The 23,887-nt window shown below is 62.5% G+C and carries 20 protein-coding genes, 2 tRNA genes and 2 pseudogenes; 14 read left to right on the top strand and 10 right to left on the bottom strand.

Features of this window, described 5'->3' with window-relative positions; genetic code table 11:
- Nucleotides 1-137: 137 nt before the first annotated feature.
- Both ACSKB8_RS06825 and ACSKB8_RS06830 read right to left on the bottom strand, forming a co-directional pair.
- Nucleotides 138-1,547, bottom strand: coding sequence for a serine hydrolase (locus ACSKB8_RS06825; RefSeq protein ID WP_438103388.1), 1,410 nt, complete (start codon nucleotides 1,545-1,547; stop codon nucleotides 138-140).
- 564 nt (nucleotides 1,548-2,111) lie between these two features.
- Nucleotides 2,112-2,176, bottom strand: a tRNA-OTHER gene (locus tag ACSKB8_RS06830).
- A gap of 129 nt (nucleotides 2,177-2,305) precedes the next feature.
- Here ACSKB8_RS06830 and ACSKB8_RS06835 point away from each other — a divergent pair.
- Entirely contained in the window at nucleotides 2,306-2,659 is a 354-nt protein-coding gene (locus ACSKB8_RS06835) for an LptM family lipoprotein (protein ID WP_438103389.1), read from the top strand.
- A 61-nt stretch (nucleotides 2,660-2,720) separates the two neighbouring features.
- On the opposite strand, the gene ACSKB8_RS06840 is transcribed toward ACSKB8_RS06835, so the two are convergent.
- The 4 genes and pseudogenes from ACSKB8_RS06840 to ACSKB8_RS06855 form a co-directional block, all read right to left on the bottom strand.
- Entirely contained in the window at nucleotides 2,721-4,691 is a 1,971-nt protein-coding gene (locus tag ACSKB8_RS06840; protein WP_438103390.1) for a sigma-54-dependent Fis family transcriptional regulator, read from the bottom strand.
- Between the two features lie 201 nt (nucleotides 4,692-4,892).
- Nucleotides 4,893-6,085 (bottom strand): annotated as a pseudogene (locus ACSKB8_RS06845) (serine hydrolase domain-containing protein).
- Between the two features lie 82 nt (nucleotides 6,086-6,167).
- A pseudogene (locus ACSKB8_RS06850) lies at nucleotides 6,168-7,802 on the bottom strand (flavin-containing monooxygenase).
- A gap of 290 nt (nucleotides 7,803-8,092) precedes the next feature.
- A complete protein-coding gene (locus ACSKB8_RS06855) occupies nucleotides 8,093-8,974 on the bottom strand; it encodes a LysR substrate-binding domain-containing protein (RefSeq protein ID WP_438103391.1) in 882 nt (293 codons plus the stop codon).
- A 185-nt stretch (nucleotides 8,975-9,159) separates the two neighbouring features.
- Here ACSKB8_RS06855 and ACSKB8_RS06860 point away from each other — a divergent pair, with 185 nt between their 5' ends.
- From ACSKB8_RS06860 to ACSKB8_RS06870, 3 genes are all read left to right on the top strand, one after another.
- The gene (locus tag ACSKB8_RS06860; protein WP_438103392.1) at nucleotides 9,160-9,528 is read left to right on the top strand and encodes a nuclear transport factor 2 family protein; all 369 of its coding nucleotides are present in this window, start codon (nucleotides 9,160-9,162) and stop codon (nucleotides 9,526-9,528) included.
- Nucleotides 9,529-9,635: 107 nt separating this feature from the next.
- Complete coding sequence (locus ACSKB8_RS06865; RefSeq protein WP_438103393.1) at nucleotides 9,636-9,920, top strand: GYD domain-containing protein; 285 nt, start codon at nucleotides 9,636-9,638, stop codon at nucleotides 9,918-9,920.
- A gap of 414 nt (nucleotides 9,921-10,334) precedes the next feature.
- On the top strand, nucleotides 10,335-10,766 hold the full coding sequence (locus ACSKB8_RS06870; RefSeq protein WP_438110441.1) for a nuclear transport factor 2 family protein: 432 nt from the start codon (nucleotides 10,335-10,337) through the stop codon (nucleotides 10,764-10,766).
- Between the two features lie 279 nt (nucleotides 10,767-11,045).
- On the opposite strand, the gene ACSKB8_RS06875 is transcribed toward ACSKB8_RS06870, so the two are convergent.
- Both ACSKB8_RS06875 and ACSKB8_RS06880 read right to left on the bottom strand, forming a co-directional pair.
- Nucleotides 11,046-11,633, bottom strand: a complete 588-nt coding sequence (locus ACSKB8_RS06875; RefSeq protein WP_438110444.1) for an isochorismatase family protein — start codon at nucleotides 11,631-11,633, stop codon at nucleotides 11,046-11,048.
- 24 nt (nucleotides 11,634-11,657) lie between these two features.
- Nucleotides 11,658-12,719 (bottom strand): alkene reductase, encoded by a 1,062-nt coding sequence (locus ACSKB8_RS06880; protein WP_438103394.1) that lies wholly within the window; start codon nucleotides 12,717-12,719, stop codon nucleotides 11,658-11,660.
- 109 nt (nucleotides 12,720-12,828) lie between these two features.
- On the opposite strand from ACSKB8_RS06880, the gene ACSKB8_RS06885 reads away from it, so the two are divergent.
- Nucleotides 12,829-13,704: a LysR family transcriptional regulator gene (locus tag ACSKB8_RS06885; RefSeq protein ID WP_438103395.1), complete on the top strand. Its 876-nt coding sequence runs from the start codon at nucleotides 12,829-12,831 to the stop codon at nucleotides 13,702-13,704.
- A 167-nt stretch (nucleotides 13,705-13,871) separates the two neighbouring features.
- On the opposite strand, the gene ACSKB8_RS06890 is transcribed toward ACSKB8_RS06885, so the two are convergent.
- Nucleotides 13,872-13,948 (bottom strand) — tRNA-Arg (locus tag ACSKB8_RS06890).
- Nucleotides 13,949-14,218: 270 nt separating this feature from the next.
- Nucleotides 14,219-15,721, bottom strand: a complete 1,503-nt coding sequence (locus ACSKB8_RS06895; RefSeq protein ID WP_370989102.1) for an ATP-binding protein — start codon at nucleotides 15,719-15,721, stop codon at nucleotides 14,219-14,221.
- 349 nt (nucleotides 15,722-16,070) lie between these two features.
- Here ACSKB8_RS06895 and rpmH point away from each other — a divergent pair, with 349 nt between their 5' ends.
- The 9 genes from rpmH (at nucleotide 16,071) to dapD (ending at nucleotide 23,886) form a co-directional block, all read left to right on the top strand.
- Nucleotides 16,071-16,205, top strand: a complete 135-nt coding sequence (gene rpmH, locus ACSKB8_RS06900) for a 50S ribosomal protein L34 (protein ID WP_008542748.1) — start codon at nucleotides 16,071-16,073, stop codon at nucleotides 16,203-16,205.
- A gap of 27 nt (nucleotides 16,206-16,232) precedes the next feature.
- Nucleotides 16,233-16,631 carry a ribonuclease P protein component gene (rnpA, locus tag ACSKB8_RS06905; protein WP_128940840.1) on the top strand — a complete coding sequence of 133 codons (399 nt, stop codon included), beginning with the start codon at nucleotides 16,233-16,235 and terminating at the stop codon, nucleotides 16,629-16,631.
- Nucleotides 16,632-16,647: 16 nt separating this feature from the next.
- Nucleotides 16,648-18,501: a membrane protein insertase YidC gene (gene yidC, locus ACSKB8_RS06910; protein ID WP_091887309.1), complete on the top strand. Its 1,854-nt coding sequence runs from the start codon at nucleotides 16,648-16,650 to the stop codon at nucleotides 18,499-18,501.
- A gap of 141 nt (nucleotides 18,502-18,642) precedes the next feature.
- A complete protein-coding gene (gene yihA / locus ACSKB8_RS06915) occupies nucleotides 18,643-19,296 on the top strand; it encodes a ribosome biogenesis GTP-binding protein YihA/YsxC (RefSeq protein ID WP_438103396.1) in 654 nt (217 codons plus the stop codon).
- Nucleotides 19,296-19,661: a DUF423 domain-containing protein gene (locus ACSKB8_RS06920; RefSeq protein ID WP_438103397.1), complete on the top strand. Its 366-nt coding sequence runs from the start codon at nucleotides 19,296-19,298 to the stop codon at nucleotides 19,659-19,661. Before yihA ends, ACSKB8_RS06920 begins: the two co-directional genes overlap by 1 nt.
- A gap of 248 nt (nucleotides 19,662-19,909) precedes the next feature.
- Nucleotides 19,910-20,797 carry an acetylglutamate kinase gene (gene argB / locus ACSKB8_RS06925; RefSeq protein WP_128930895.1) on the top strand — a complete coding sequence of 296 codons (888 nt, stop codon included), beginning with the start codon at nucleotides 19,910-19,912 and terminating at the stop codon, nucleotides 20,795-20,797.
- Nucleotides 20,798-20,958: 161 nt separating this feature from the next.
- Complete coding sequence (locus ACSKB8_RS06930) at nucleotides 20,959-21,945, top strand: DUF1036 domain-containing protein (RefSeq protein ID WP_438103398.1); 987 nt, start codon at nucleotides 20,959-20,961, stop codon at nucleotides 21,943-21,945.
- Nucleotides 21,946-22,122: 177 nt separating this feature from the next.
- Nucleotides 22,123-22,848 carry a pyrimidine 5'-nucleotidase gene (locus ACSKB8_RS06935; RefSeq protein ID WP_438103399.1) on the top strand — a complete coding sequence of 242 codons (726 nt, stop codon included), beginning with the start codon at nucleotides 22,123-22,125 and terminating at the stop codon, nucleotides 22,846-22,848.
- A gap of 192 nt (nucleotides 22,849-23,040) precedes the next feature.
- Nucleotides 23,041-23,886 carry a 2,3,4,5-tetrahydropyridine-2,6-dicarboxylate N-succinyltransferase gene (gene dapD / locus ACSKB8_RS06940; RefSeq protein ID WP_370990697.1) on the top strand — a complete coding sequence of 282 codons (846 nt, stop codon included), beginning with the start codon at nucleotides 23,041-23,043 and terminating at the stop codon, nucleotides 23,884-23,886.
- The last annotated feature ends 1 nt before the right edge of the window (nucleotide 23,887 follow it).

A 23,887-nucleotide genomic window follows, 5' to 3' on the forward strand; every position in this document is an offset into this window, starting at 1 on the left:
GGTCGCGGGTCCGTAGTTCGGATATACGGTACCATGTCGCGTCCCATGCGCCGATTGACAATACGCAGTGGCAGGTCAGCACAACTTGCACGAGGCGCAGAGCTTCAAGCTCTGTGTGCTCACGATCGTCGCCATCTCTACTTCAGGAATTGTATGTCCGGCGCATTTGGCTCCAACGGGGCAGCTATAGAATAAACTCTTTCACCTTCCCCGCGCACGAATTTCATCTCGATGCCGTCGGGGTACCTTGGAATCGATTGTTCGAACGCTCGGAACACGTCAGCATCCAAATACTTCAATGTCCCGAAAAGGCCCCGCCAAGCCCAGTTCAACGCATTGCCCCCCAAGGATATCGTTATAGTTCCGTATGCAGGGTTGTGGTACTCGCCAACATAATCGCTAAGGGGACTCGATGGTGGCATCTCTCCCCTATGACCCCCACGCACATCGCAATCTCCGTCCTTGACGACAGGTGATTTCTCCTGTGCCCCTAAAATCCGTGATCGCCAGTCCACTGTCTTTGTGCCTAAGAGGAAATCGAATGTAGAATAAGCAAGGAATGCTGGTGCCGGATGGGGATCACGATTTGTGAGGATGACGACCGCGATTCCTTCATCCGGCAAGAGCCCCATAAATGCGCACCATCCAGGTTGTGATCCCGTGTGGCTTACAAACCTTGCACCCCGATAACACTCACGCCGCAAACCCAGCCCGTAGTATCGGTCACCGAACTCGGGGTACGCAGCACTCCCAACATAAGCATGTGGGGTCATCATCATCTCACGCACCTCGAGAGATAGTAGCTTTTCCCAGCCACACAGTACGCGCAGCCACCCACACATGTCCTTAATCGATGCGACAACCCCACCGGCTGGAGTCGCCCTCATTGGCCAAAAGTGACCTCGATAAAGCACTTCTTCTTCCACCGGATGGGGGTGCGCATGATCAGGAGAGTTTGCAAGTCCATCCACCGAGAATGCAAAATCTGAAAATCCAGCTGGTAGCAGAAGCCGCTCTGAGGTGAAGTCTTCCCACGATCTTCCGCTCACTCGTTCAATAACAGCGCCAGCTACAACGTACCCAAGATTTGAGTACTGAAACGTCCCACTAGAAGAATTCCCAGGCTCCAGACATTGAAGCGCGCGGATCATCTGGCTCCTTGAATAGTCACCTGGAGACCATATTCTATCGTGCGCAGGCAGGCCCCACCGATGGCAGAGCAAATCCAATATCGTGGTGGCTCTCGTTGCTACCGGATCATGTAGGTGAAACTCAGAAAGAACTTCGTGAACCGCTGTTTCCCATTTCAGCTTGCCTTCCTGTACCAATAGTCCGACACCAGCTGCTGTCATAGATTTTGTTAGAGAGCACAAGAGGAAGCGGGTACGGACACCAACTCGTTCGTCGCTCCCCAAATCTCGTAAGCCGTAGCCTTTGAGCACCAGAGTCTTACCGAGCTGTACTACTCCAATGGCCAGCCCTGGTACTCGCCATATCTCCATCGCTTCCTGGACCAGTTGGTCGACATAACTCTCGACAATTGTCATTTTGTAGTCCCGACAGTTTAGGGCACGCACATACTTAAATATCCCCCGGCAAAGCCAGGGGCTTTAGGAATTGAGCCGCTCAAAGCGGCCGTGGGGACGCAACTAAACCTCCTCTTTCCACTGAGTCCGCGCTGCTATCAGGATGCCATCGCTGGTCAAAATTGACTATCGGGGACCCAGAGGTTTCGGCAAAGGCCGCAGGGGCTATCGGGTCGGGCTGGGTTTCGGACGGCTAGATAAAAGCGACGGTGTCGCTCCGGGCCATCGGGGGTCGTAAGTATTTGTCTGCACATTGTTTTGGATGGCACTGTAGCGGTACCGTATGAAGGGGCCTGGTGCCGCTTGAACCGCAAAAGCATTCAAAATCAACGTTCCGAGCACCATCGTTCGCAGCGTAGCGTCTTGTTGCGCGTGCTCGGCGTGATGTCCCGCCACGATCGCATGGAAGCCGCTGCCGGACCAACGGTGCGCCGTCAAGGCTCGCGCTGGGCGCGCCTGCGCACGCTCGTCGCCGCGTCCGGCGCAAAAACGGCAGGTTTTGGAGTGCCCAGTTTTGTACCGAGGTGGCGCGCCCGGAACGATTCGAACGCCCGCCCCTCAGATTCCCTATCCGGCTGAACTACGGGCGCGTTTTCGCGAACAGCGATGGCGGGCGTTGCCCGCGACACACGGTTCGTGAACCGGAATGGCGTGGCGGCCGACGAAGATGGGCACTCTTGCATCTTCCTGGCCTCCGCCTGTCCGATAGAGAGCGAAGAATGAGACGGCAATTTTCTTTGGTGATTCTCGTTGCGGCTCTGCCGATCCTGTCGGCGTGCGGGCAGCCGATGCCGGACGACAAGGCCGCTTATGTCGGCGAGTGGCACGCGCAGGCGATGGACGTAGAGCTCACGAAGGACGGGACCGTCCGCTACAAGCGCGTCCGGCGCAACACCACGGCAGGCAGCACCACGATATCGATCGACGCTCCGTTGCGGCGGTTCGAGGGCGACAATTTCGTCGTCGGCATTCCATTTCTCACGGCGACATTCGAGGTATCGGCGCCACCGCACCAGGAGGCGGGGACATGGAAGATGGTGGTCGACGGCGTCGAGCTGACCCGCATTCCCTAGGCGGACACTTCCGCTGGAAACCTGGCGGCCCAACCCCAATGCTCAGAGAACGGCCCTGATTTCAGGCGGGGTCGTTTGCGGAGCCCAGGTCGGGACGAATGCCGTAGCGGCGCAGCTTGGCATAGACGGTGCTCTTGGCGAGACCGAGCGCGGACGCGGTGGCTGCCACATGACCATTGCATGAGCGCAGCGTGCGCGCGATGAGATCGCGCTCGGAAGATTTGGCGAGCGACAGGTCGTGGTCACCTCCGGCGCGCAATTCCGTCTGGGGGATGACATCGGGCAGGTTCGAAACTTCGATCACGTCCCCGTCCCCGATCAACATCAGGCTTTCGACCAGATTGCGCAGCTCGCGCACGTTACCCGGCCAGTCATAACCTTGCAGGCACGCAAGCGCCTGCGGCGTGAAACTGCGATCGCCGAGGCCATAGCGCGTCCTTGCCTGAGCAACGAAGTGTTCGACCAGCATCGGAATGTCATCCGGCCGCTCCTTCAAGGGAGGCACGACGACCGGGACCACCGCCAGCCTGTAGTAGAGATCCTTGCGGAAGCGCCGTTCATTGACCTCGATTTGCAGCTCGCGGTTGGTTGCAGCGACGAGCCGGAAGTCCACCCTGCGCGTCGTGGTCTCGCCGATGCGGTTGATCTCGCCGCTTTCCAGCGCCCGCAGCAACATGGGCTGGAGGTCGAGCGGCAATTCGCCGATCTCGTCGAGGAAAAGAGTTCCGCCTGAAGCGGCTTCGATCTTTCCGGCCGAGCCGCCGCGACGCGCGCCGGTGAAGGCACCCTCCACATAGCCGAACAGCTCGCTGGCGAGCAGTTCGCGCGAGACGCTGCCGCAATTGACGACGACGAAGGGACGTTCGCGCCGAGGCGATGCCGCATGGATGCCTTGGGCAAATATCTCCTTGCCGACGCCGGTCTCACCGAGCAGCAGGACGGGCGCGGAAGTCGCGGCGACGCGACGGCACGTCTCGACCACCGCATGCATCCTCGCATTGCCGTGGACGACGCTTGCGAATGCATGCGCCCCTTCGCGCGCAAGCGGCAGGCACGTCCTGCTCGCGGCCACCGGCTTTGGCGCGACCATGACCGTGCCGAGATGTTCACCCTGGTAGACCACCGGCCGCAGCCACTCCTCCTTGATCCAGGCCGGGCGTGACGTACCCCAGGGACGGTCATCGCTGGTCCCGATCTGAGGAAAGTCAGGCTGGCCCCGTGGCGCGCCGAGGTCGCGCATGATCTGCGCCATCTCGCCGTTGGCCTTGAACGGGCGCCCGGCACTATCGAACAGCACCGTGTGGTGGCGGTCCGCGGCAGGCACCATCCACAAGCACTGATCAAGCAGCCGGTAGCGGGCGTCCATCTCCATCTGAAGCAGATGTGCCTCGATGCGCGCGGCCGCCGAGATCGCCAGTGCGAGGGCCTGCCGCCCGTAGGAATTGGACAGCCCGGAAATGTCGATGGCCCCGATGACTGCGCCGTCGATGGGATCGCGGATGACGGAGGCCGAGCAGGTCCAGCGCTGGATCCCGGAGCAGAAATGTTCGGTGGCATGGACCTGAATAGCCTGGCCGGTCTGCAGCGCCGTGCCGATCGCGTTGGTGCCGCAAGTCGCCTCACTCCAATTGCTGCCGGGCAACAGGTGCGTCTTCTCCACGGCATTGCGCAGCGCGAGCCTGGTATCGCCTTCCAGGCGCAACACGATGCCATCGGCATCGGTCAGCACCATCACCGTGCCGGTTTCGAGCATGTAGTCGCGCGCCAGCGCCATGGTCGAAGCGCCGGCGTGGACCAGGCGGGTGCGCTTGTCGAGCAGGCGATGCAGCCGGTCGCCGTTCATCGGCAGGGGCGCCTGGCAGCGCCGATAGTCCACGGCCGATTGCTGGCTCCGCCGCCAGGACTCGTTGATCGCGGGCCGAACGACCTGCCCGCCGGCGCCGCTCCCGGACATGAAGCGCTCCCAGCTGGTCAGGACGGCGCGTTCAATACCTGGATTGGCAAAGGCTTCCTCCGGTGTCTGCCCCAACACGCTTCCTCCTTTGACGCGCTGAGCGGTCCAAGATCTTCTTGTTGTTGGGGGACCCCAAGCTTTATCGCCTGATTTTGAAATCATTCCATGCCGAGGCGCAACTGACAACCGGATCAGGGCGCAACTCAGGCGCGCCTCCGACCGCACTGCGAAAGCCGTGAAGCCGAAAGGCGCGCCGAATGTTCTAACCCGACAACGCGCTTACGCGGCCTTGCGCCGCTGCAGGGTGTCGTAGAAGGCGGTCTCGAAACGCATATATCCGGTGAACGAAGCCGGATCGCCGAACGGCAGGATCTGGGTTGCCCAGTAGCCGCCGAAGCCATTCTGCCGGTCGATCCAGTAGAACAGGTTTGCCAGGCCCGCCCAGCCGAGCGCACCCGCGGGGCGGCCCGTTGGTGCCTTCTCGTCATTGACCATGAACGTGAACGCCCACGATTTCGATTGTCCCGGAAGAACTCGGCATCGTTGGAGAGCGACTTGATCACGCCCGGCAGCGCCGTCACCTTGAGATCGCCGAGGTGGTTCTTTTCCGCCATCTTCACGGTCTCCGCTTTCAGCACGCGGCCGTGCGGGCCATTGCCGTCGTTCAACCACATCCGGATGAACCGCATGTAGTCTCCGACTGTGCTGTAAAGGCCGTGCCCGCCCATATGAACCTCGGGGCTGGCCGGCAACTCGAAGTCCATCGGCGTGAGCGAGCCGTCGGCGTTGCGGGCGTGCACGCCGGCAAGCTTGCTGCGGACGGCATCGTTGATCTCGAACGTCGTGTTCGCCATTCCGAGCGGCTTGAAGATGCGCTCGGCGAAGACCTCGCCCAGCCGTTTGCCGGTAATGCCCTCGACGACCTGCCCCACCCAATCGATGTTCGTTCCGTACTCCCACTTCGAGCCGGGATCGAACAGCAGCGGCGTCATGAGCGAGGCTTTTGACGAGGTGATCACGCTCGGTTGTCCGTGCTCGGTCGCCAGGCGCAAATAGTTCTCGTTGAAGAAATCGTAGCCGAAGCCGCCGATGTGCAGCAGCAGCATGCGTGTGGTCAGCTCGCGCTTCGGCGCTCGCAGCCTGGGCTGGCCCTCGGCGTCGAAGCCGTCGATCACCTGGAGCTTGCCGAGATCGGGCGCATATGTCTTGGCGGGAGCATCGAGATCAAGCCGACCCTCTTCGATCAGCTGAAGTGCGGCGGTGCCGGTCATCGCCTTGGTGGTCGAGAAGATGGCGAAGTTCGAATTGGTCGTCATCGCCTCCGGCTTGTCGGTCCGACGCTTGCCTGCGGCGCCTTCGTAGATGTTGCCGTTGCGATCCGTCACCATGGCGACGACGCCCGGCACACCCTTCCCGTTCGCGACGGTCTCATTGAGGATTGCGTCGGCGTCGACAGTGAATTCCTTGCGCATATGTTTCTCCGTTCTGTGTTGGCGAGATGCAAAAAGCGAGGCCGCGCTCACGCGACGGATCGCGCGGCCCTGTTCGCGGTGCTTATTGCTTGGCGAAGCCCTGGTAGCCGGCGGCGGCGACTTCATCGCACTTCTTGCGATAGGTCCCGACGCCGCCGATGTAGGACAGCAGTCGGCGCGGCTTGCCCTCGACGTTGGAGCCCATGTACCAGGAGTGAGTCTTGGTCACGAGAGTCGCGCTCGCGATCTCGTCGTGATGGGCGACCCAGGCATCCTGCGCTTCCCGCGTCGGCTCGATGACGCTCAGCTCGTTCTTGCGCAGATAGCCAATGCAGTCGCTGATCCACTCGACCTGCTGTTGAAGACACGTCGTCATGTTGCACAGGGCGGTGGAGGGTGCCAGCGGCGCTCCGGTCGTGAACATGTTGGGATAGCCATGGACCTGCAACCCCATGGTGGTACGGATATCGCGGCTCCATTCGTCCTTCAGCGAACGGCCGTCGCGGCCGCGGATGTCGATGCGGGTCAGCGCGCCCGAGCCGGCGTCGAAGCCGGTCGCGAGGATGATGACGTCGAAATTGTACGTCGTCCCATCGGCGAGCTCGAGGCCTGCGGGCGTGATCCGCTCGATCGGATTGTCCTTGACGCTCACCAGCTCGACATTCGGCTGGTGATACGCTTCGAGATAGTTGGTCTCGAGCGGAACGCGATGCGTCCCGAAGCCGTAGTCGGTCGGAATCAGAGTTCTCGCACAGTTTCGGATCCTTGAGTTGCGCGCGCATCTTCTTGCGGACGAATTCGGAGATTTCCTCGCTGACGTCCTCCTCGAAGAACATCTCTGCGAACGATGCGAGCCACAGCCGCAGCGAGCCCTCGTCCCAGATCTTCTCCAGCACCGCATGGCGTTGCTCGCTGGTCAGGTCCTTCCAGTTGCCGTTGGTGAAATCGTACTCGAAGCCGGTGAAGCTGTGGGGAAGCGTCTCGCAGAACTCCTTGAAGCGCGCCTTGTAGGCCTCGACCTCCTTCGGACCGTATTTCGGATTCTTCATCGGGATGACGTATTGCGGCGTGCGCACGAACACCTTCAGGCTGCCGACCTCGCTTGCGATGGTCTGGATCACCTGGATGCCGGTCGCCCCGTTACCGACGACGCCGACGCGCTTGCCGGCAAGATCGAGATCCTGCTTCGGCCAGCGGCCGGTGTGAACGAGCTTGCCCTTGAACGTCTCCTGTCCGGGAAACACGGACGTCAGTGGCGCCGACAGCATACCGGTGCACGTGATCAGGAATTGCGTGTCAATGACCTCGCCCTTGTCGGTCGTGATCGTCCAGCGCTGCGTCGCCTCATTGTAGACGGCGGAGGTGATCGTCGTGCTGAAGCGGATGTCCTTGCGGAGATCGAGCTTGTCGGCAACATAATTGAGCCAGCGTTCGATCTCGGGTTGGCCGGGAAACGTTCGCTCCAGCTCCAGCCCTTGTAGAGTTCTTCGGAGAAAAGATACTGGTAGATGTAGGCCTCGGAGTCGAAGCGCGCGCCAGGATAGCGATTCCAGTACCATGTTCCACCTACACCGGTTGCCGCGTCGAACGCCTTGACCTTGAGACCCAGCTCGTCGCGCAGCTTGTAGAGCTGGTAAAGGCCAGCAACGCCCGTACCGATGACCACCGCGTCGAGACTCTCGTGTCGACGTGCGGAGTTGGTCTTGTTCCCACTCATGCATTCCTCCCAATCTCGCTTGTTGTCCTCCCCCCGCCGCAAGGCGTGAGATGCGGGTGGAAACGCAGATTGTGTGCCAGCCCCGGCGCGCGGCTCTAAGCACTTGCGATGATTGAGCTTATGGTTTGCCGGCTGCGGCGCGGCGCGTTCGAAATTCGAACTGGAGGAGAGGCGCGAGACCGAAATCTGATCGCGCATGCGCCTTCACGCTTCCGGGGGCGCCGTGCAACTCATTCGGCGCAGACGAGGCGGCCAACGTCAGGATTCCGCGGGCCTGAAGCAAATTCCGGTCAAGAGAGTCGCAGCGCGTTCACGAGTGCAGCTAGCGCAGCAGGCTGATGCTGACGACTGGGGTAATACATGAAGAAACCGGGAATTGGCGGCGTCCAATCCTCCAGGACGCGGATAAGCCGACGCTTCGCCAAGTGCTCAGCGACCTGCTCTTCATAGGCGAGCCCGATGCCAATTCCAGCGAGCACCGCCTGAATCACCAAGTGCGTATCGTCGATGATGAGCGGGCCGTTCACGCTGATCGTGACCGACTTTCGTCCCTGCTCGAATTCCCATCGATATGGACCGCTCGGAAGACGCAAGGTTATGCAGCGATGATCATTGAGATCCTTTGGTTTTTGCGGAATGCGTCGTGACGCGAAATAACGAGGCGATCCAACCACCGCCAGTCGCAATTCCGGCGTGACCCGCACGGCGATCATATCCTTTTGAATGTACTCGCCGAGCTGAATACCGGCATCGAACTCGCCCGCAACAAGGTCTACGGGGCCGGTGACGGTGACAACGTCGAGGACGATGTCAGGATAGGCCTCGACGAATGCCGTCAGCTTCGGCAGCAATACCATCACCGCAGCCGACCGGGACATTACAATTCGAAGGCGCCCAGCAGGTCGCTGACGAATGCTTCGGGCTTTGTTGAGAGCACGATCAATCTGCTCGAGCGCCGGAGATAAGTCGTTCAAGAGAGCTGCCCCGGCAGCGGTTGGCGCGACACTCTTGGTTGTTCGAGCAAGAAGCTGTAGCTCAAGCCGTTGCTCAAGTCTCCGGATCGTATGGCTGAGAGCAGACTGTGACACGCCGAGCTTTACTGCGGCCCGCGTGAAGCTTCGTTCACTCGCGACGACTGCAAAGGCTGTCAGCTCGTTCAATTCGTTTCTCATGATTTATGAATATCACTCATGACTCTATCCCGTGCAACAGGTCTAGCATCATAAGCCGCTTGGCCGTAGGTTCGGCCAACAAGGAGCGTGAGGCACCTTCGGCACAGTCCGGGTGCTTAAGACTCTCGGCACGGCAGGCGGGCCGCGCGAGTCGGTCCGTTGTAACGATTTTTGCAGGATGACTGATGGACACGGATGTTCACGCGTTGCGCTCCCTGGCGCAGACCTATTTCGACGCGGCCTATGAAATGGATGCTGAGAAATTTGCATCCATATTCCATCCCTCGAGCTCCGTCACAAAGGTCGGTGACGATGGCAACGTGGCTGTGACGCCGATTGCCGCGTGGCTCGCAGCGGTCCGCAACCTGAAAGCACCGAAAGAACAGGGCCTCGAGCGCGACGACCAGATCGTGTCAATCGACGTCGAAAGAGAGCTCGCGCTCTTGAAGTTGAAATTCCAGATTCCGCCTCGTTACTTCACGGACATGCTGTCATGCTTAAAGGTCAATGGGGCCTGGAAGATCGTTCAGAAGGTGATGACTTCGAAAACGTAGCAAATTGGCGGAACCTCCGCCACGAAACGGCATGTACGCGGGTCGCGGGAAGGCGTATGGTTGTTGGGTCCTTCTCGCACGACGATCAACATGACGTGGAGGTGGCCATGAAATATGTGCTGCTTGGTAATCTGAGCCCGGAGTGGGCGAGCAAGCAATCGGAGCGGATCGGCAAGGCCAAGGCAAAGCTCGACAATCTGGGTATCAAGATCGAGTCGATCCACTACACGCAGGGCTACTACGATTTCGTCGACATCATTGATGCCCCGAATTCGGAAGCGGTGCTCGCGTTCTCGGTCTGGTACTCGACCCAGGGTCTGGGGCGGATCCAAAGTATGCCAGCCTTCGACGCAAAGAGCTTCGAAGCCGCGATCAAGAACGCGGTGGGCTGAGCGCTGCCGGCTCACGGATCGCAGATCGAGCGACGACAAGATGAAAGCGACGGTGTCGCTCCGGGCCCTTGTGCGCGGCGTTGATGAGATCATCGCGCTTCACGCTCCGATCCACGAGACGATCTAGCGCGACTCGACGCTCGAAAACGAGGTGATCGATGTGGTCGCCATTGGCGATGGCGTGGCCGTCGCGCATTCCTGGAGCCGTCTCACGGTTGGCGCCGGGCATCCCGCCGGACCTCATTCCATGGACACATCCAAGCGGTACTGACCCGCTGGGACGGCAAATGGCTGATCAAGGCGCTCGAAAACGTGACCTTGACGAACCCACGCACCGGCGAGCCGGTCCTGCGAAAGTGACGTCGGCGGAGAGATTTCCGGAGCCGACACGCGTTGGAGGCGACGATGAAGACGATGGAGACGAACGTCAGGAGGCTGTTCGAGCGATATGAGAGTATCTCCAAGGCTTCTCTGCGCGGCGACGTCGACATGGATGACGTCGCGGCGCTCTACGCCTCCGAGTTCGTCGCGGCCACGCCGGCCGGCGTGATGACTGGGAAGAACGACGAGCATCTCAAGCAGGTCATCGCTGAGGGCTATGCCCACTACCGGGCTATCGGAACAAAGGAGATGCACATGCGGGGACTCCGCATCTCGCCAATGGACGAACACCATTGCGTCGCCCATGTCGCCTGGAGAGCGACGTATGTCCGCAAGAACCAATCCGACGTCGTGATTGATTTCGACGTCCACTACCTCGTCCAGCAGTTGGGCGCAGAGCCCAAGGTCTTCGGATGGGTGTCGGGGGACGAGCAGGCGCTGCTGAGGGAGCACGGCGTCATTTGACGCTGACTAGGCCCCTCACGCACATCTTGATACCGAAATGGCGCGCCACGGCCGACGAAAATGGGCACTATTGTTTCTCCGTGGCGCTATGATGTTGCCGCCCATCACGCGCTCCAATCGCCAAATCTGGGATGGCCTGCGACCTTGTGCTACGCCTGATGGGCGAGCTCTCTTCCCGATTTTTCAGGGCCGGCGAGCGTGAAAGAAGGCCGGTAGTGATCCCCCGACCTTGCTGTTTCCGGCAGCGCCTCCCGACTGAGCGGGAAGCGCTTCTCTTGCTCAAGCCTGCAGAGCTTTCATCACCACTTCTTGCACAATTTGGCTGCCTTCCGGCGTGGTCCAGTTTCCTGCAAGCTCCGCGATCACTTGATTGGTGCTCGTCAGCGTGACACCGCCTTTCTCCATCCGGCGCAGGGCCATATCGTCGCCCATCTTGCTCGGCGAGCCGCCAGCGTCAGCGACGACCTGCACCTCGTAACCATCACGGACCAGGCTCAGCGCCGGGAAGACCGTGCACACATCGTTGGTGACGCCGGCGATGATGAGCTTCTTGCGTCCCGTCGCCCTGACGGCCGCCGCGTAGTTCTCGTCGTCCATGGCGTTGACGATGCCAACGCGCTTGATACGCGCGGCGAACGCCGCAGGCAGGATGGATCCCAGTTCGCTCAGCAGCGGCCCCTGCGCATATTCCTCCATGCTGGAAGTCAGCACGACCGGCAGCCTTAGGATGCGGGCGGTCTCGGCCAACATCAGCGCGTTGCGTTTCATCTCCCCAAAGTGAATGGAGTGAACCCAGCTCATGGTGCCGACCTGATGGTCGATCAGCAGCATGGCGGCGTTGTCGGCATTGAATCGCTCGTAAACCATCATGTTTCTCCTTTTAGCCAAACCTCAGGCGCTCAAAGCGGGGTAATCGACGTAGCCCTGCGCAGCGCCGCCAAAGAAGGTGTTGCGGTCTGCCTCGTTCATCGGCGCATTGGCCTTCAGCCGCGCGACGAAATCCGGATTGGCCAGGACCATCTGGCCGTAGCTTTCCAGATCGGCCAGCCCCGAAGTCACGTCGGAGCCGATCCGGTCGCGCGCGCGGCCCGGCCGGTTCAGGACCAGCGGCTGCTTCCAGAGCTTACGGATGTCGGTCAGAAGCGTCTCGTTGCCTTGATGCATGACGTGCACATAGGCGAGACCCAGCCTGTCGAGCTCAGCGACCAGATAACGGTAAAGATCCGGCCCTTCAGCGCCTTCGTCGATGCCCCACATCGTCGTGCCGGGAGACAGCCGGATGGCGGTTCTGTCCGCGCCGATCTCTTCGGCAATCGCGGTGGTCACCTCGATGGCGAAGCGCGCCCGATTTGGGATCGAGCCACCGTATTCATCGGCCCGCGTGTTGGCGCTTGGCGCGAAGAACTGATGGACCAGATAGGCATTTGCGCCGTGGATTTCGACGCCGTCGGCGCCGGCCTCGATGGCGCGGCGCGCCGAGTAGCGGAAATCCTGAACGGTCTGGCGCACTTCCTCGGTCGTCAGAGCGCGAGGTTTGGGAATGTCCTGCATGCCCTTCGCGGTGAACATTTGCGTCCCCGGCGCGATAGCGGACGGCGCAACGCCCTGACGATGATGTGGCGTGTTGTCGGGATGCGACATGCGCCCGGCGTGCATGAGCTGGATAAAGATGTGGCCGCCCGCCTCGTGCACGGCGGACGTGACCTTGTTCCAGCCGTCGGCATGCGCGTCGGTATAGATGCCCGGCGTGGTGAGATAGCCCTGTCCATCGTCCGAAGGCTGGGTCCCTTCGGTGACGATCAGGCCGACGCCGGCGCGCTCGGCGTAGTATCGGGCGGCCAGATCGCCCGGCACGCCCGCAACATCCGCCCGGGAACGGGTCATTGGCGCCATCACGAGCCGGTTGGGCAGCGTGTAGCGGCCAACGCGAACGGATGAGAACTGTTGTTTCATGGATGAATTCCCTCTCGAGAGTTGGATGAGAAGGAAGGTGGGCTATCCATTTTCAGGATAAATATGATAAATCTGAAATGATTGATCCATCTATGGAGCAATAATCAACTTGGAACTGCTGAACGACATGGCGCTGTTTGTCGAGGTCGTGAAAGCGCGGAGTTACCGCCGGGCGGCCCAAACAGTCGGCGTGCCCAACTCCACTTTGTCACGGCGGATCAGCGGCCTCGAAAAGGCGATTGGGTTACGGCTTCTGCACCGCACGACACGCAAGATCGAACTGACCGAAGCAGGTCAGATCTATTTCGAGCGTTGCAGGCGCATTGTCGATGAGGCACGACTCGCACATGAGCAACTCGGTGAGATGCTTGCCCAGCCGAGCGGCATCTTGCGCGTTTCTCTGCCTGTGGATTTCGCTACGACTTATCTTGCGTCCAAATTGGCGGAGTTCTCTCGGCGCTATCCAGGGATCAGCTTCGAGTTCGACCTTACGCCGAGGCGCGTCGATCTGGTGGCCGAGCCGTTCGATGTGGCGATCCGCATGGGCGAGTTGCCGGATTCGACCCTGATCGCGCGCAAGCTCGCCGAGCTTCCGCGCTATCTATACGCGTCGCCGCGCTATCTCGAACTTTCCGGAGAACCGGGCGGACCCGCCGACTTGGAAAAGCATCAGTGTCTCTGCTTCCCGAGAGGCGACGTTTGGACCCTGCACCGCGGAGCGCAATCGGTGGAGGTCGCCGCCGGCGGCCGATTCCGGCTCAACAGCATCGGCATGATGCGGCGCATGGCGGGATTGGACTTGGGCATCGCCATGCTGGCGGAAGCCATCGTCGCCGAGGATTTGAAGGATGGACGGCTGCGCCGCGTGCTGCCGCAATGGCAGGCTGCGCCAATTTCCGTGCACGCGGTCACCGAGACACGTTTGCTGCCCGCGAAAACGCAGCGCTTTATCGAGTTCTTGAGCGAGTGCTTGACCCGGACTTGATCCATCGATGTGAGGCGGCGCTTGTTTGCTATCGCAGCGTTCGCCGCCAAGACCCATGTGCTGATGCGAACGCGAAAGGCCGCCGGACCTCAGCAGTCTTACCCTACGAAACTCCGTTTGCGAAAACGAGCCGAGCGCCTTGCATGAAATCGCAGATCGGAAGGAAATGGCGCGCCCGGAACGATTCGAACGTCCGACCCTCAAATTCGTAGTCTGATGCTCTATCCAGCTGAGCTACGGGCGCGTTTTTCGCAAACAGCGATGGCGGGGGTGACCCGCGACGCATCTCCCGGAGGGCCGGAAGGGGTGCGAAAGAGCGCTCTGACTAGCCGCTCTTGCCGGCGTTGGCAAGGTCCGGGATGGGGAGATTTTTGCAAGGAGATGACGGTCAGCATGGTCATTCCGGGGCTCGCGAAGCGAGAAGTGCGGAATCTCGCGCCCAAAACCTCTGGATTCCGGGTTCGGCGCCTTGCGCCGCCCCGGAATGACGGACTCAGCTCGGCCGCTGGCCGACTTACGCCCGCGCCCGCTCGTTGCGGATGGAGAGCAGTTCCACGGGGCGGTCGGGAATGACGATGCGGAAGGTGGCGCCGATGGTGCCTTCGACGAGGTGGATGTCGCCGCCATGGGCGCGGACGAGCTCGGCCGCGATGGCAAGGCCAAGACCGCTGCCGCCGGGGCGGCCGGAGGTCTGGAAAGCCTCGAACAGGTGCTCCCGGGTCTTCTGGGGAACGCCTGGGCCGGTGTCGGAGACTTCCAGGATGGCGACGGCGCCCTCGCGTTTTCCCGTGATCCGGATCTGCTGCACGCCGCCATCGCCGGAGGAGGCATGGGTTTCCAGCGCCTGGGCGGCGTTGCGGACGAGGTTGAGCAGCACGCGGAACAGCTGGTCGGGATCGGCATCGACCGCAAGCCCGCGCTCGATCGCGGCGACCCAGGCGATCGTGGCATCGCTGGCCAGCCCTGCGGTCTCGCGCACCTCCAGCACCACCGGCTCGATCAGGATCATGCGGCGGTCGGGCGCGGCCTCCTGGGCGCGGCCATAGGACAGCGTCGACTGGCAGAAGGCGATGGCGCGCTCGAGCGAGCGCACCAGCTTCGGCGCAAAACGCTGCACCCGCGGATCCGGCACACTGGCGAGCTGGTCCGACAAAAGCTGTGCCGAGGCCAGCAGGTTGCGCAGATCATGGTTGATCTTGGAGACGGCGAGGCCGAGGGCGGCGAGCCGGCTCTTCTGATTCAGCATCGACATCAGATCGCGCTGCATGTCCGACAATTCGCGCTCGGCCACCCCGATCTCGTCGCTGCGCTGGCTCGGCACGATGATCCGCGCAGCGCTCTCGGGGTTCTCGTGGAAACCGACCAAGCTGGCGGTGAGCCGCCGCATCGGGCGCACGAACAGGTAATGCAGGGCGAGATAGACGAGGCCCGCGGTCAGCGCCGCGATGATCAGCGCGACCACCACGACGTTGCGCGAGAAGCGGTACATCTGCTGCCGCAGCGGCAACTCGTCGGTCACGATCTCGATGAATTGGGCATTGCCGACGCCGGGCCCAACGATGCGGATGGCCTGGTTGCCGGTCTCCAGCATCATCCGGAACGAGCCGGTGATCGCGTCCCAGGCCGTCATGTCGCGCAGGTCGATGTCGTGCCCGATGGCTGTCGGAAGGTTATCGCTGGCGAGCAGCCGGCGCTGCTGGCCCATCTTGATGGCGACGGCGCGGGCATTGATGCTCTTCAAGATCTGCCGCGACAGCGAATCGGGAACCATGCCAAGCGGCGCGGCATCCAGCACCAGTGCTGCCGTATTGGCCGCCGCCACCCGGTCGTTGAGCCGGTTGACCCAGAAGTTGGCGATGGCGGGCACGTAAAGCAGGCTGGCCGCGATCATCACCAGGGGGATGGTGAGCAGCAGCAGCTTGCCTGACAGCCCGAGCCCGCCCGACCCACGCGGCCGCATCGCCGGCTGGTCCGGCTGATCCAGATCCTGGATCGGCTGGCGATCTGTGGCTGCCACGAAATTCGCCCCTGTTGACCTTGGCTGACGCAGGATGCGACCCGTCCCGGGTCCGGTCAAATTACGGATCGCTAATCTGCCGAGGTGAGATGTAAGCGCTGGTAAAGCGAGTCGCCACCTCAAGGGTTAAAAACCCCGCACAAACAGCGATATTCACCGGAAACGCGCGCTTGTGCGGCGTTGACGAAAACAAGGCGCTCCCTTATAAGCCGCGCGAATTGTCCGCGATGACCCGGTGCGACACCGGGAGCGGCTCTCTTGGGGCCGGAAACGGCCCGTTTTGGGCCGCATCTTCCGGACTTTACCATCAATTCTACAGGCAAATTGCCCGGTCAGCGGAGAAAAACCCGTGAAGCGGACTTATCAACCCAGCAAACTGGTGCGCAAGCGCCGTCACGGCTTCCGTGCCCGTCTCGCCACTGCCGGCGGCCGCAAGGTTCTCGCCGCCCGCCGCGCCCGCGGCCGCAAGCGTCTGAGCGCCTGAGCCGGACCCCCTTTTTGGGATTTCATCATGGATCGGCTGAGGCAGCGGGCGGATTTCCTCGCCGTTGCCAATGGCGCGCGGGTGAATAATCCCGCGTTCGTCCTGCAAAGCCGCCGCCGGGACGACGGCGGCCCGATCCGGATCGGCTTCACCGTTTCCAAAAAGAACGGCAACGCCCCCGAGCGCAATCGTATCCGGCGCCGGCTTCGCGAATTGGTGAAGCGGCTCGATCCGGTGTCGATGCAACCCCATCATGATTATGTGCTGGTCGGACGAAGGGACGCGCTCTCGCGCGACTTCGCGACCATGCTCGACGATCTGCGCATAGCATTCACGAGGCCGGCGCGGCATACGGCCAAAGGACCGGCCAAGGCGCGCGGCCAGAGGCCGGATCGCGCCACAGCGACAAGCCGCAAACCGGATTGATGACGAGACAATCGAGATGACCGACAATCGCAATACCATCCTCGCCGTCATTCTATCCGGCCTGGTGCTGATCGCCTGGCAGTATTTCTACAACGTGCCGCAGATGGAGAAGCAACGCGCCCAGCAGCAGGCGCAGACCGAGCTCCAGAAATCCACGCCGCAGCCGACGGCGTCCGCAACGCCGGGCACCACGCCGCAGGCCGGTGGCGCGACTCAGCCGTCGACACCGGCCGCGAACCAGCAGCAGGCCCAGCCGGTCGTTGCCCGGGACGCCGCGATTGCGGCCAGCCCGCGCGTGAAGATCGACACGCCGCGGATTGCCGGCAGCATCTCGCTGAAGGGCGGCCGCATCGACGACATCGCGCTGGTGCAATTCCGCGAAACCGTCGACCCGAAGTCGCCGCCGATCATCCTCTATTCCCCCTCGGGCACGGCGGAGCCCTATTACGCCGAGTTCGGCTGGGTGGCGGCGACGGGCGTAACGGCGAAGATGCCTGATGCCCAGACCGTCTGGCAGCAGGACGGCAGCGGCAGCCTGACGCCGTCGACGCCGGTGGTGCTGAAATGGGACAATGGCGAGGGCCTCACCTTCCGCCGCACCATCGCGGTCGACGACCATTATCTCTTCACCATCAAGGACGAAGTGAGCAATGTCGGCAACGCGCCGGTCACGCTCTATCCGTTCGCACTGATCTCGCGCCACGGCGCGCCGCAGGTCTCGGGCTACTACATCCTGCATGAAGGCCTGATCGGCTATCTCGGCGACCAGGGCTTGCAGGAATACGCCTACAAGAAGATCGACGAAGCCAAGACGGTCAACTTCAAGGCCACCAATGGCTGGCTCGGCATCACCGACAAGTACTGGGCCTCGGCGCTGCTGCCCGACACCAATGCGCAGCTTCAGGCGCGCTTCTCGTCGAACCCGGTCGGCAACGTCCACACCTACCAGACCGACTATCTGCTCGATCCCGTCACCGTCGCGATCGGCGGCACGGCCACTGCAAACGCGCGTCTGTTCGCGGGCGCCAAGGAAGCCGGTGTCGTCGGCGTGTTCCCGTTCGCCGGCCTCGGCGGCTACAACAAGGCGCTGGGGCTCAACCACTTCGATCTCTTGATCGACTGGGGCTGGTTCTACTTCATCACCAAGCCGATGTTCCTCGGCCTCGACTTCTTCTACCGCTTCTTTGGCAATTTCGGCATCTCGATCCTGCTCGTGACCGTGATCGTGAAGCTGCTGTTTTTCCCGCTGGCGAACAAGTCCTACGCCTCGATGGCGAAGATGAAGTCGATCCAGCCGCAGCTGCAGGCGCTGAAGGAGCGCTATCCTGACGACAAGGTGAAGCAGCAGCAGGAGATGATGGAGATCTACCGCAAGGAGAAGATCAATCCGGTCGCCGGCTGTCTTCCCGTGGTGATCCAGATCCCGGTGTTCTTCTCGCTCTACAAGGTGCTGTTCGTCACCATCGAGATGCGGCACGCGCCGTTCTACGGTTGGATCAAGGACCTCTCTGCGCCCGACCCGACCAATTTGTTCAACCTGTTCGGGCTGATCCCCGTCGATCCGACCACGATCCCCGTGTTCGGCCACTACCTCGCGCTCGGTATCTGGCCGATCATCATGGGCATCACGATGTGGTTCCAGATGAAGCTGAACCCGACGCCGCCGGATCCGACGCAGCAGATCATCTTCAACTGGATGCCGCTGATCTTCACCTTCATGCTGGCCGGCTTCCCGGCGGGCCTCGTGATCTACTGGGCCTGGAACAATCTGCTCTCGGTGGTCCAGCAGAGCTTCATCATGCGCCGCAACGGCGTGAAGGTGGAGCTGTTCGACAATCTCAAGGCGACGTTCGCGAGGAAGGCGACGTAGGCGCCCTTGCCGGGCGCAAATGCCTCCACATCGTCATGCCCGGGCTTGTCCCGGGCATCCACGTTTTTGGAGGCTCGTTTCGTGACTAAGACGTGGATGGCCGGGACGAGCCCGGCCATGACGAGAGGATAGACCGCTCGCATGAACGACAAGACCGACGAGCGACTGATCGAGGCCGGGCGAAAACTGTTCGCCCGCGACTGGCAGTTCATCTGGGCCTCGCCCTCGATTGCCACGCTGCCACCGATGGCGGGGCTGGAGATCGCCTTTGCCGGACGCTCCAATGTCGGCAAGTCCAGTCTCATCAACGCGCTGACCGGCCGCAACGCGCTGGCGCGCACCTCGCATACGCCGGGCCGCACCCAGGAGCTGATCTTCTTCGAGGTCCCCGGGAAGAGTGACCTGCGCCTTGTCGACATGCCCGGCTACGGCTATGCCAAGGCGCCCAAGAGCCAGGTCGCGTCCTGGACCGAGCTGATCCACAAATTCCTGCTGGGGCGTGCCAGCCTCGCGCGCGTCTATGTGCTGATCGATGCGCGGCATGGGATCAAGGACGTCGATCTCGAAGTCCTGAAGACGCTCGATCGCTCCGCGGTCAGCTACCAGATTGTGCTGACCAAGGCCGACCAGGTGAAGGCCTCCGAGCTGCAAGCGCGCATCGTCGAGACCGAGGCCGCGCTGGCCAAGCATCCGGCCGCATTCCCGAACGTGCTCGCGACCTCGTCGCGCAGCTCGACCGGCATGGAGGGCTTGCGCGCCGCGATGGCGAAGCTCCTGGAAGAGCGAGCCTCGTGATGGCGGCACAACGCCTGCTGATTGGGCTTGCCGGTTTGATGGGCGCCGCCGGCGTCGCGCTGGCGGCCGCCTCCGCGCATGGCGGCGACGCGAGCCGGCTGGCATCGGCCAGCGCCATGCTGCTGTTTCATGCAACTGCCATACTTGCGACCGTCGCGCTGCTCGCGCGCGGCCTTCTGCATGGTGGAATTGGCCTTGCCGCCACGTTCGGCTTCGCAGCTGGCGCCGCATTGTTCGCGGGTGACCTGACCTTGCGGCAATATGCGGGGCACGCGCTGTTTCCCTACGCGGCGCCGACCGGCGGAACGGTGATGATCTTGGGCTGGCTGGCGGTGACGTTGGCGGCGGTGGTGGCGAAGAAGTGACGCTCCATCTTACCCTCCCCTGGAGGGGGAGGGTCGGCTCATATTGAGCGAAGCGAAATGTGAGCCGGGGTGGGGTGATCTCTCCACTCGGGCACTGCTCATCGTGGAGAGATCACCCCACCCCGCTCGCGCTGCGCGCGATCGACCCTCCCCTCCAGGGGAGGGTAGAGCGAACGCCACACTTTGCGCCGCGCCCGCCAATCAGATAGAACGCAGGCCGCGTTAGTCCCGCCAGCGAGATCCGCCTCATGACCGACATCTCCCCGCTCGACCAGGCCCGCATCCTGTCCGAAGCGCTGCCGCACATGCAGCAGTATGACGAGGAAACCATCGTCATCAAATATGGCGGCCATGCCATGGGCGACGAGGAGACTGCCAGGAACTTTGCGCGCGACATCGTGCTCTTGGAGCAGACCGCGATCAATCCGGTGGTGGTGCATGGCGGCGGGCCGCAGATCGCGACCATGCTCAAGCGCCTCGGCATCGCCTCGGAATTCGCCGCAGGCCTGCGCATCACCGATGCCGCGACCATCGAGATCGTCGAGATGGTGCTCGCCGGCTCCGTCAACAAGCAGATCGTCGGCTACATCAACGAAGCCGGCGGCAAGGCCGTGGGCCTGTCGGGCAAGGACGGCAACATGGTGAAGGCGTCGAAGACGACGCGGACCATCATCGATCCGGGCTCGAACATCGAGAAGGCGATCGATCTCGGCTTCGTCGGCGACCCCGAGAAGGTCGATCTCACTTTGCTCAACCAGCTGATCGGCTACGAGCTGATCCCGGTGCTGGCACCGCTCGCAACCTCCAAAGAAGGCCAGACCCTGAACGTCAACGCCGACACGTTTGCGGGTGCCGTTGCCGGCGCGCTGAAGGCCAAGCGCCTCCTGCTGCTCACCGACGTGCCAGGCGTGCTCGACAAGTCCAAGAAGCTGATCCCGCAATTGTCCGTCAAGGACGCGCGAAAGCTGATCGCCGACGGCACCATTTCCGGCGGCATGATCCCGAAGGTCGAGACCTGCATCTACGCGCTCGAACAGGGCGTGCAGGGCGTCGTCATCATCGACGGCAAGATGCAGCATGCGGTACTGCTCGAGCTCTTCACCAACCAGGGCACGGGAACGCTGATCCACAAGTGATGGGCGAACGCGAGCAGCGGAAGATGGTCGTCATGCCCGGGCTTTACCCGGGCATCCACGCCTCTCCGCACGCGCGGTCACACGTGGATGGCCGGGTCAAGCCCGGCCATGACGGGTTGAGACAGCGGAGGCCTCGCCGTTCCCCTCTGACCCGCTTCCTGATGACGCTGCCCGCCGCTGCCGTCTCGTTCGTCTTCTCCTCCGCGCCGGCTTTCGCCGACCTCAAGATCTGCAACCGCATGTCCTATGTCGTCGAGGCCGCGATCGGCATCGACGACAAGGCGGCGACCGCGACGCGGGGCTGGTTCAGGATCGATCCCACCACCTGCCGCGTGGTGGTGCAGGGCACGCTGACGGCCGACCGCATCCTGCTCAACGCCCGCGCGCTCGGCGTCTATGGCGCCTCCCCGATCCCGCAGAACGGCCGCGACATGCTGTGCGTGGCGCAGGACAATTTCGTCATTGCGGCGGCGCGGCAATGCCGCAGCGGCCAGGTCCAGGCCGCCTTCACGCAAGTGACGCCGACGCAAGGCGCGGACGGCAACCTCATTGCCTATCTCGCCGAGGATTCCGAATATGACGACGAGCAGGCGCGCCTCGCCGGCATCCAGCGGCTGCTGGTGATCGCGGGTTACGATGTCGGCGCGATCGACGGCGTCGACGGGCCGAAGACGCAAGCAGCGCTGGCCGCATTCCTGAAGAGCCGCGGGCTGTCGTCCGACGTCGTCTCGTCGCCGAATGTGTTCAAGACCATGGTCGATGCGGTGCAGACCCCCTCCGCGACCGGCCTCACCTGGTGCAACGACACGCCGCACAAGGTGATGGCGGCAGTCGCGAGCGACGACGGCAAGTCGGTGACGAGCCGCGGCTGGTATCGCATCGATCCCAAGACGTGCCTGCATCCTGACGTGACCGGCCAGCCCAGGCAGATCTTCAGCTTCGCGGAAGCGGTCGATGCCGACAACCGCGTCATCAAGCTGAAGGACCGGCCGCTGAACTGGGGCGGCGACAAGCAGCTCTGCACGCGCGAGACCAAGTTCGAGACGAGCGAGCAGACCGATTGCGGCGCGCGCGGCTTCGCCGCGACCGGCTTTGGCGCGGTGGACATGTCAAGCGGCGGCAAGACGCTGCGGTTTGCGATGCCGTGACTTTTGTCAATGTGATTAGAATGCGCACACCACAAACTCCGCCGTCGTCCCGGCGAAGGCCGGGACCCATAACCACAGGATTGCGTTTGGCGAAGAACGACGACGAGGGTGCCCGATTGACGGGTCACGGAGTATGGGTCCCGGCCTGCGCCGGGACGACGCGTTGAGAGAGTTGTGATGCCCCTGCCCCGCACCTTCGCCCATGTCGACACCTGGGTGTTCGATCTCGACAACACGCTCTATCCGCACCACGTCAATCTGTGGCAGCAGGTCGACGCGCGGATCGGCGAGTTCGTGTCGAGCTGGCTGAACGTGACGCCCGAGGAGGCGCGCAATATCCAGAAGGATTATTACCTGCGCTTCGGCACCACCATGCGCGGCATGATGACCCTGCACGGCGTCTCCGCCGACGACTACCTTGCCTACGTCCACAAGATCGACCATTCGCCGCTGGAGCCGAACCCAGCGCTCGGTGCAGCCATCGCCGGGCTGCCGGGGCGCAAGCTGATCCTGACCAACGGCTCGGTCGACCATGTCGATGCCGTGCTGGCCCGGCTCGGCTTCGCAACGCATTTCGACGGCGTGTTCGACATCATCGCCGCCGAGTTCGAGCCAAAGCCGGCGCCGCAGACCTACCGGAAATTCCTGAGCGACCATGCAGTCGATCCGACCCGCGCCGCCATGTTCGAGGATCTCGCCCGCAACCTCGCCGTTCCCCACCAGCTCGGCATGACCACGGTGCTGGTGGTGCCCGACGGCACCAAGGAGGTGGTGCGCGAGGATTGGGAGCTGGAGGGTCGGGATGCAGCCCATGTCGACCACGTCACGGACGATCTGACGGGGTTTTTGGCCGGGCTCAGCACGCTCTCTCCACGTCGTCCCGGCGAAGGCCGGGACTCATAACCACAGGACGTGGTTTGGGGCGAAGTGGCAACTCCGAGTCTTCGCAAAACTCCTCCCTGTGGGTATGGGTCCCGGCCCCCCGTGCGCAATGGCGCACTAAGCCGGGACGACTGCCGAGCCTTGACTCCGTCCCCTCAAATCCCGAAAAAGCGCCCCAATCCATCAAAATTCCCGCTTTCAGAGGAAATCCCGATGTCCCTTGCAGCCCTCGAATCCACCATCAACGGCGCCTTCGACGCGCGCGAGACCGTCTCGACCACGACCAAGGGCGAGGTGCGCGAGGCCGTGGATCAGGCGCTGGAGATTCTGGACAAGGGCGAGGCGCGTGTTGCCGAGCGCGGCAGCGACGGCAAGTGGAAGGTCAATCAATGGCTGAAGAAGGCCGTGCTGCTGTCCTTCCGCCTCAACGACATGGGCGTCATTCCCGGCGGATCGGGCAAGGCGACCTGGTGGGACAAGGTGCCCTCGAAGTTTGAAGGCTGGGGCGAGAACCGTTTTCGCGATGCCGGTTTCCGTGCCGTCCCCGGCTCCATCGTGCGCCGCTCGGCCTTCATTGCCAAGAACGTCGTGCTGATGCCGTCCTTCGTCAATCTCGGCGCCTATGTCGATGAGAGCACCATGGTCGACACCTGGGCCACCGTCGGCTCCTGCGCCCAGATCGGCAAGCGCGTGCACATCTCCGGCGGCGCCGGCATCGGCGGCGTGCTCGAGCCGCTCCAGGCCGAGCCCGTGATCATCGAGGACGACTGCTTCATCGGCGCGCGCAGCGAGGTCGCCGAAGGCGTGATCGTGCGCAAGGGCGCGGTGCTGGCGATGGGCGTGTTCCTGGGCGCCTCGACCAAGATCGTCGATCGCGAGACCGGCGAAATCTTCATGGGCGAAGTGCCTGAATATTCGGTGGTGGTGCCCGGCGCGCTGCCCGGCAAGCCGATGAAGAACGGCCAGCCCGGCCCAAGCACCGCCTGCGCCGTCATCGTCAAGCGCGTCGACGAGCGCACGCGGTCGAAGACCAGCATCAACGAGCTGCTGCGGGATTGAT

The sequence above is a fragment of the Bradyrhizobium sp. BR 1432 genome (assembly GCF_051547705.1).
Classification (GTDB): Bacteria; Pseudomonadota; Alphaproteobacteria; order Rhizobiales; family Xanthobacteraceae; genus Bradyrhizobium; species Bradyrhizobium zhanjiangense.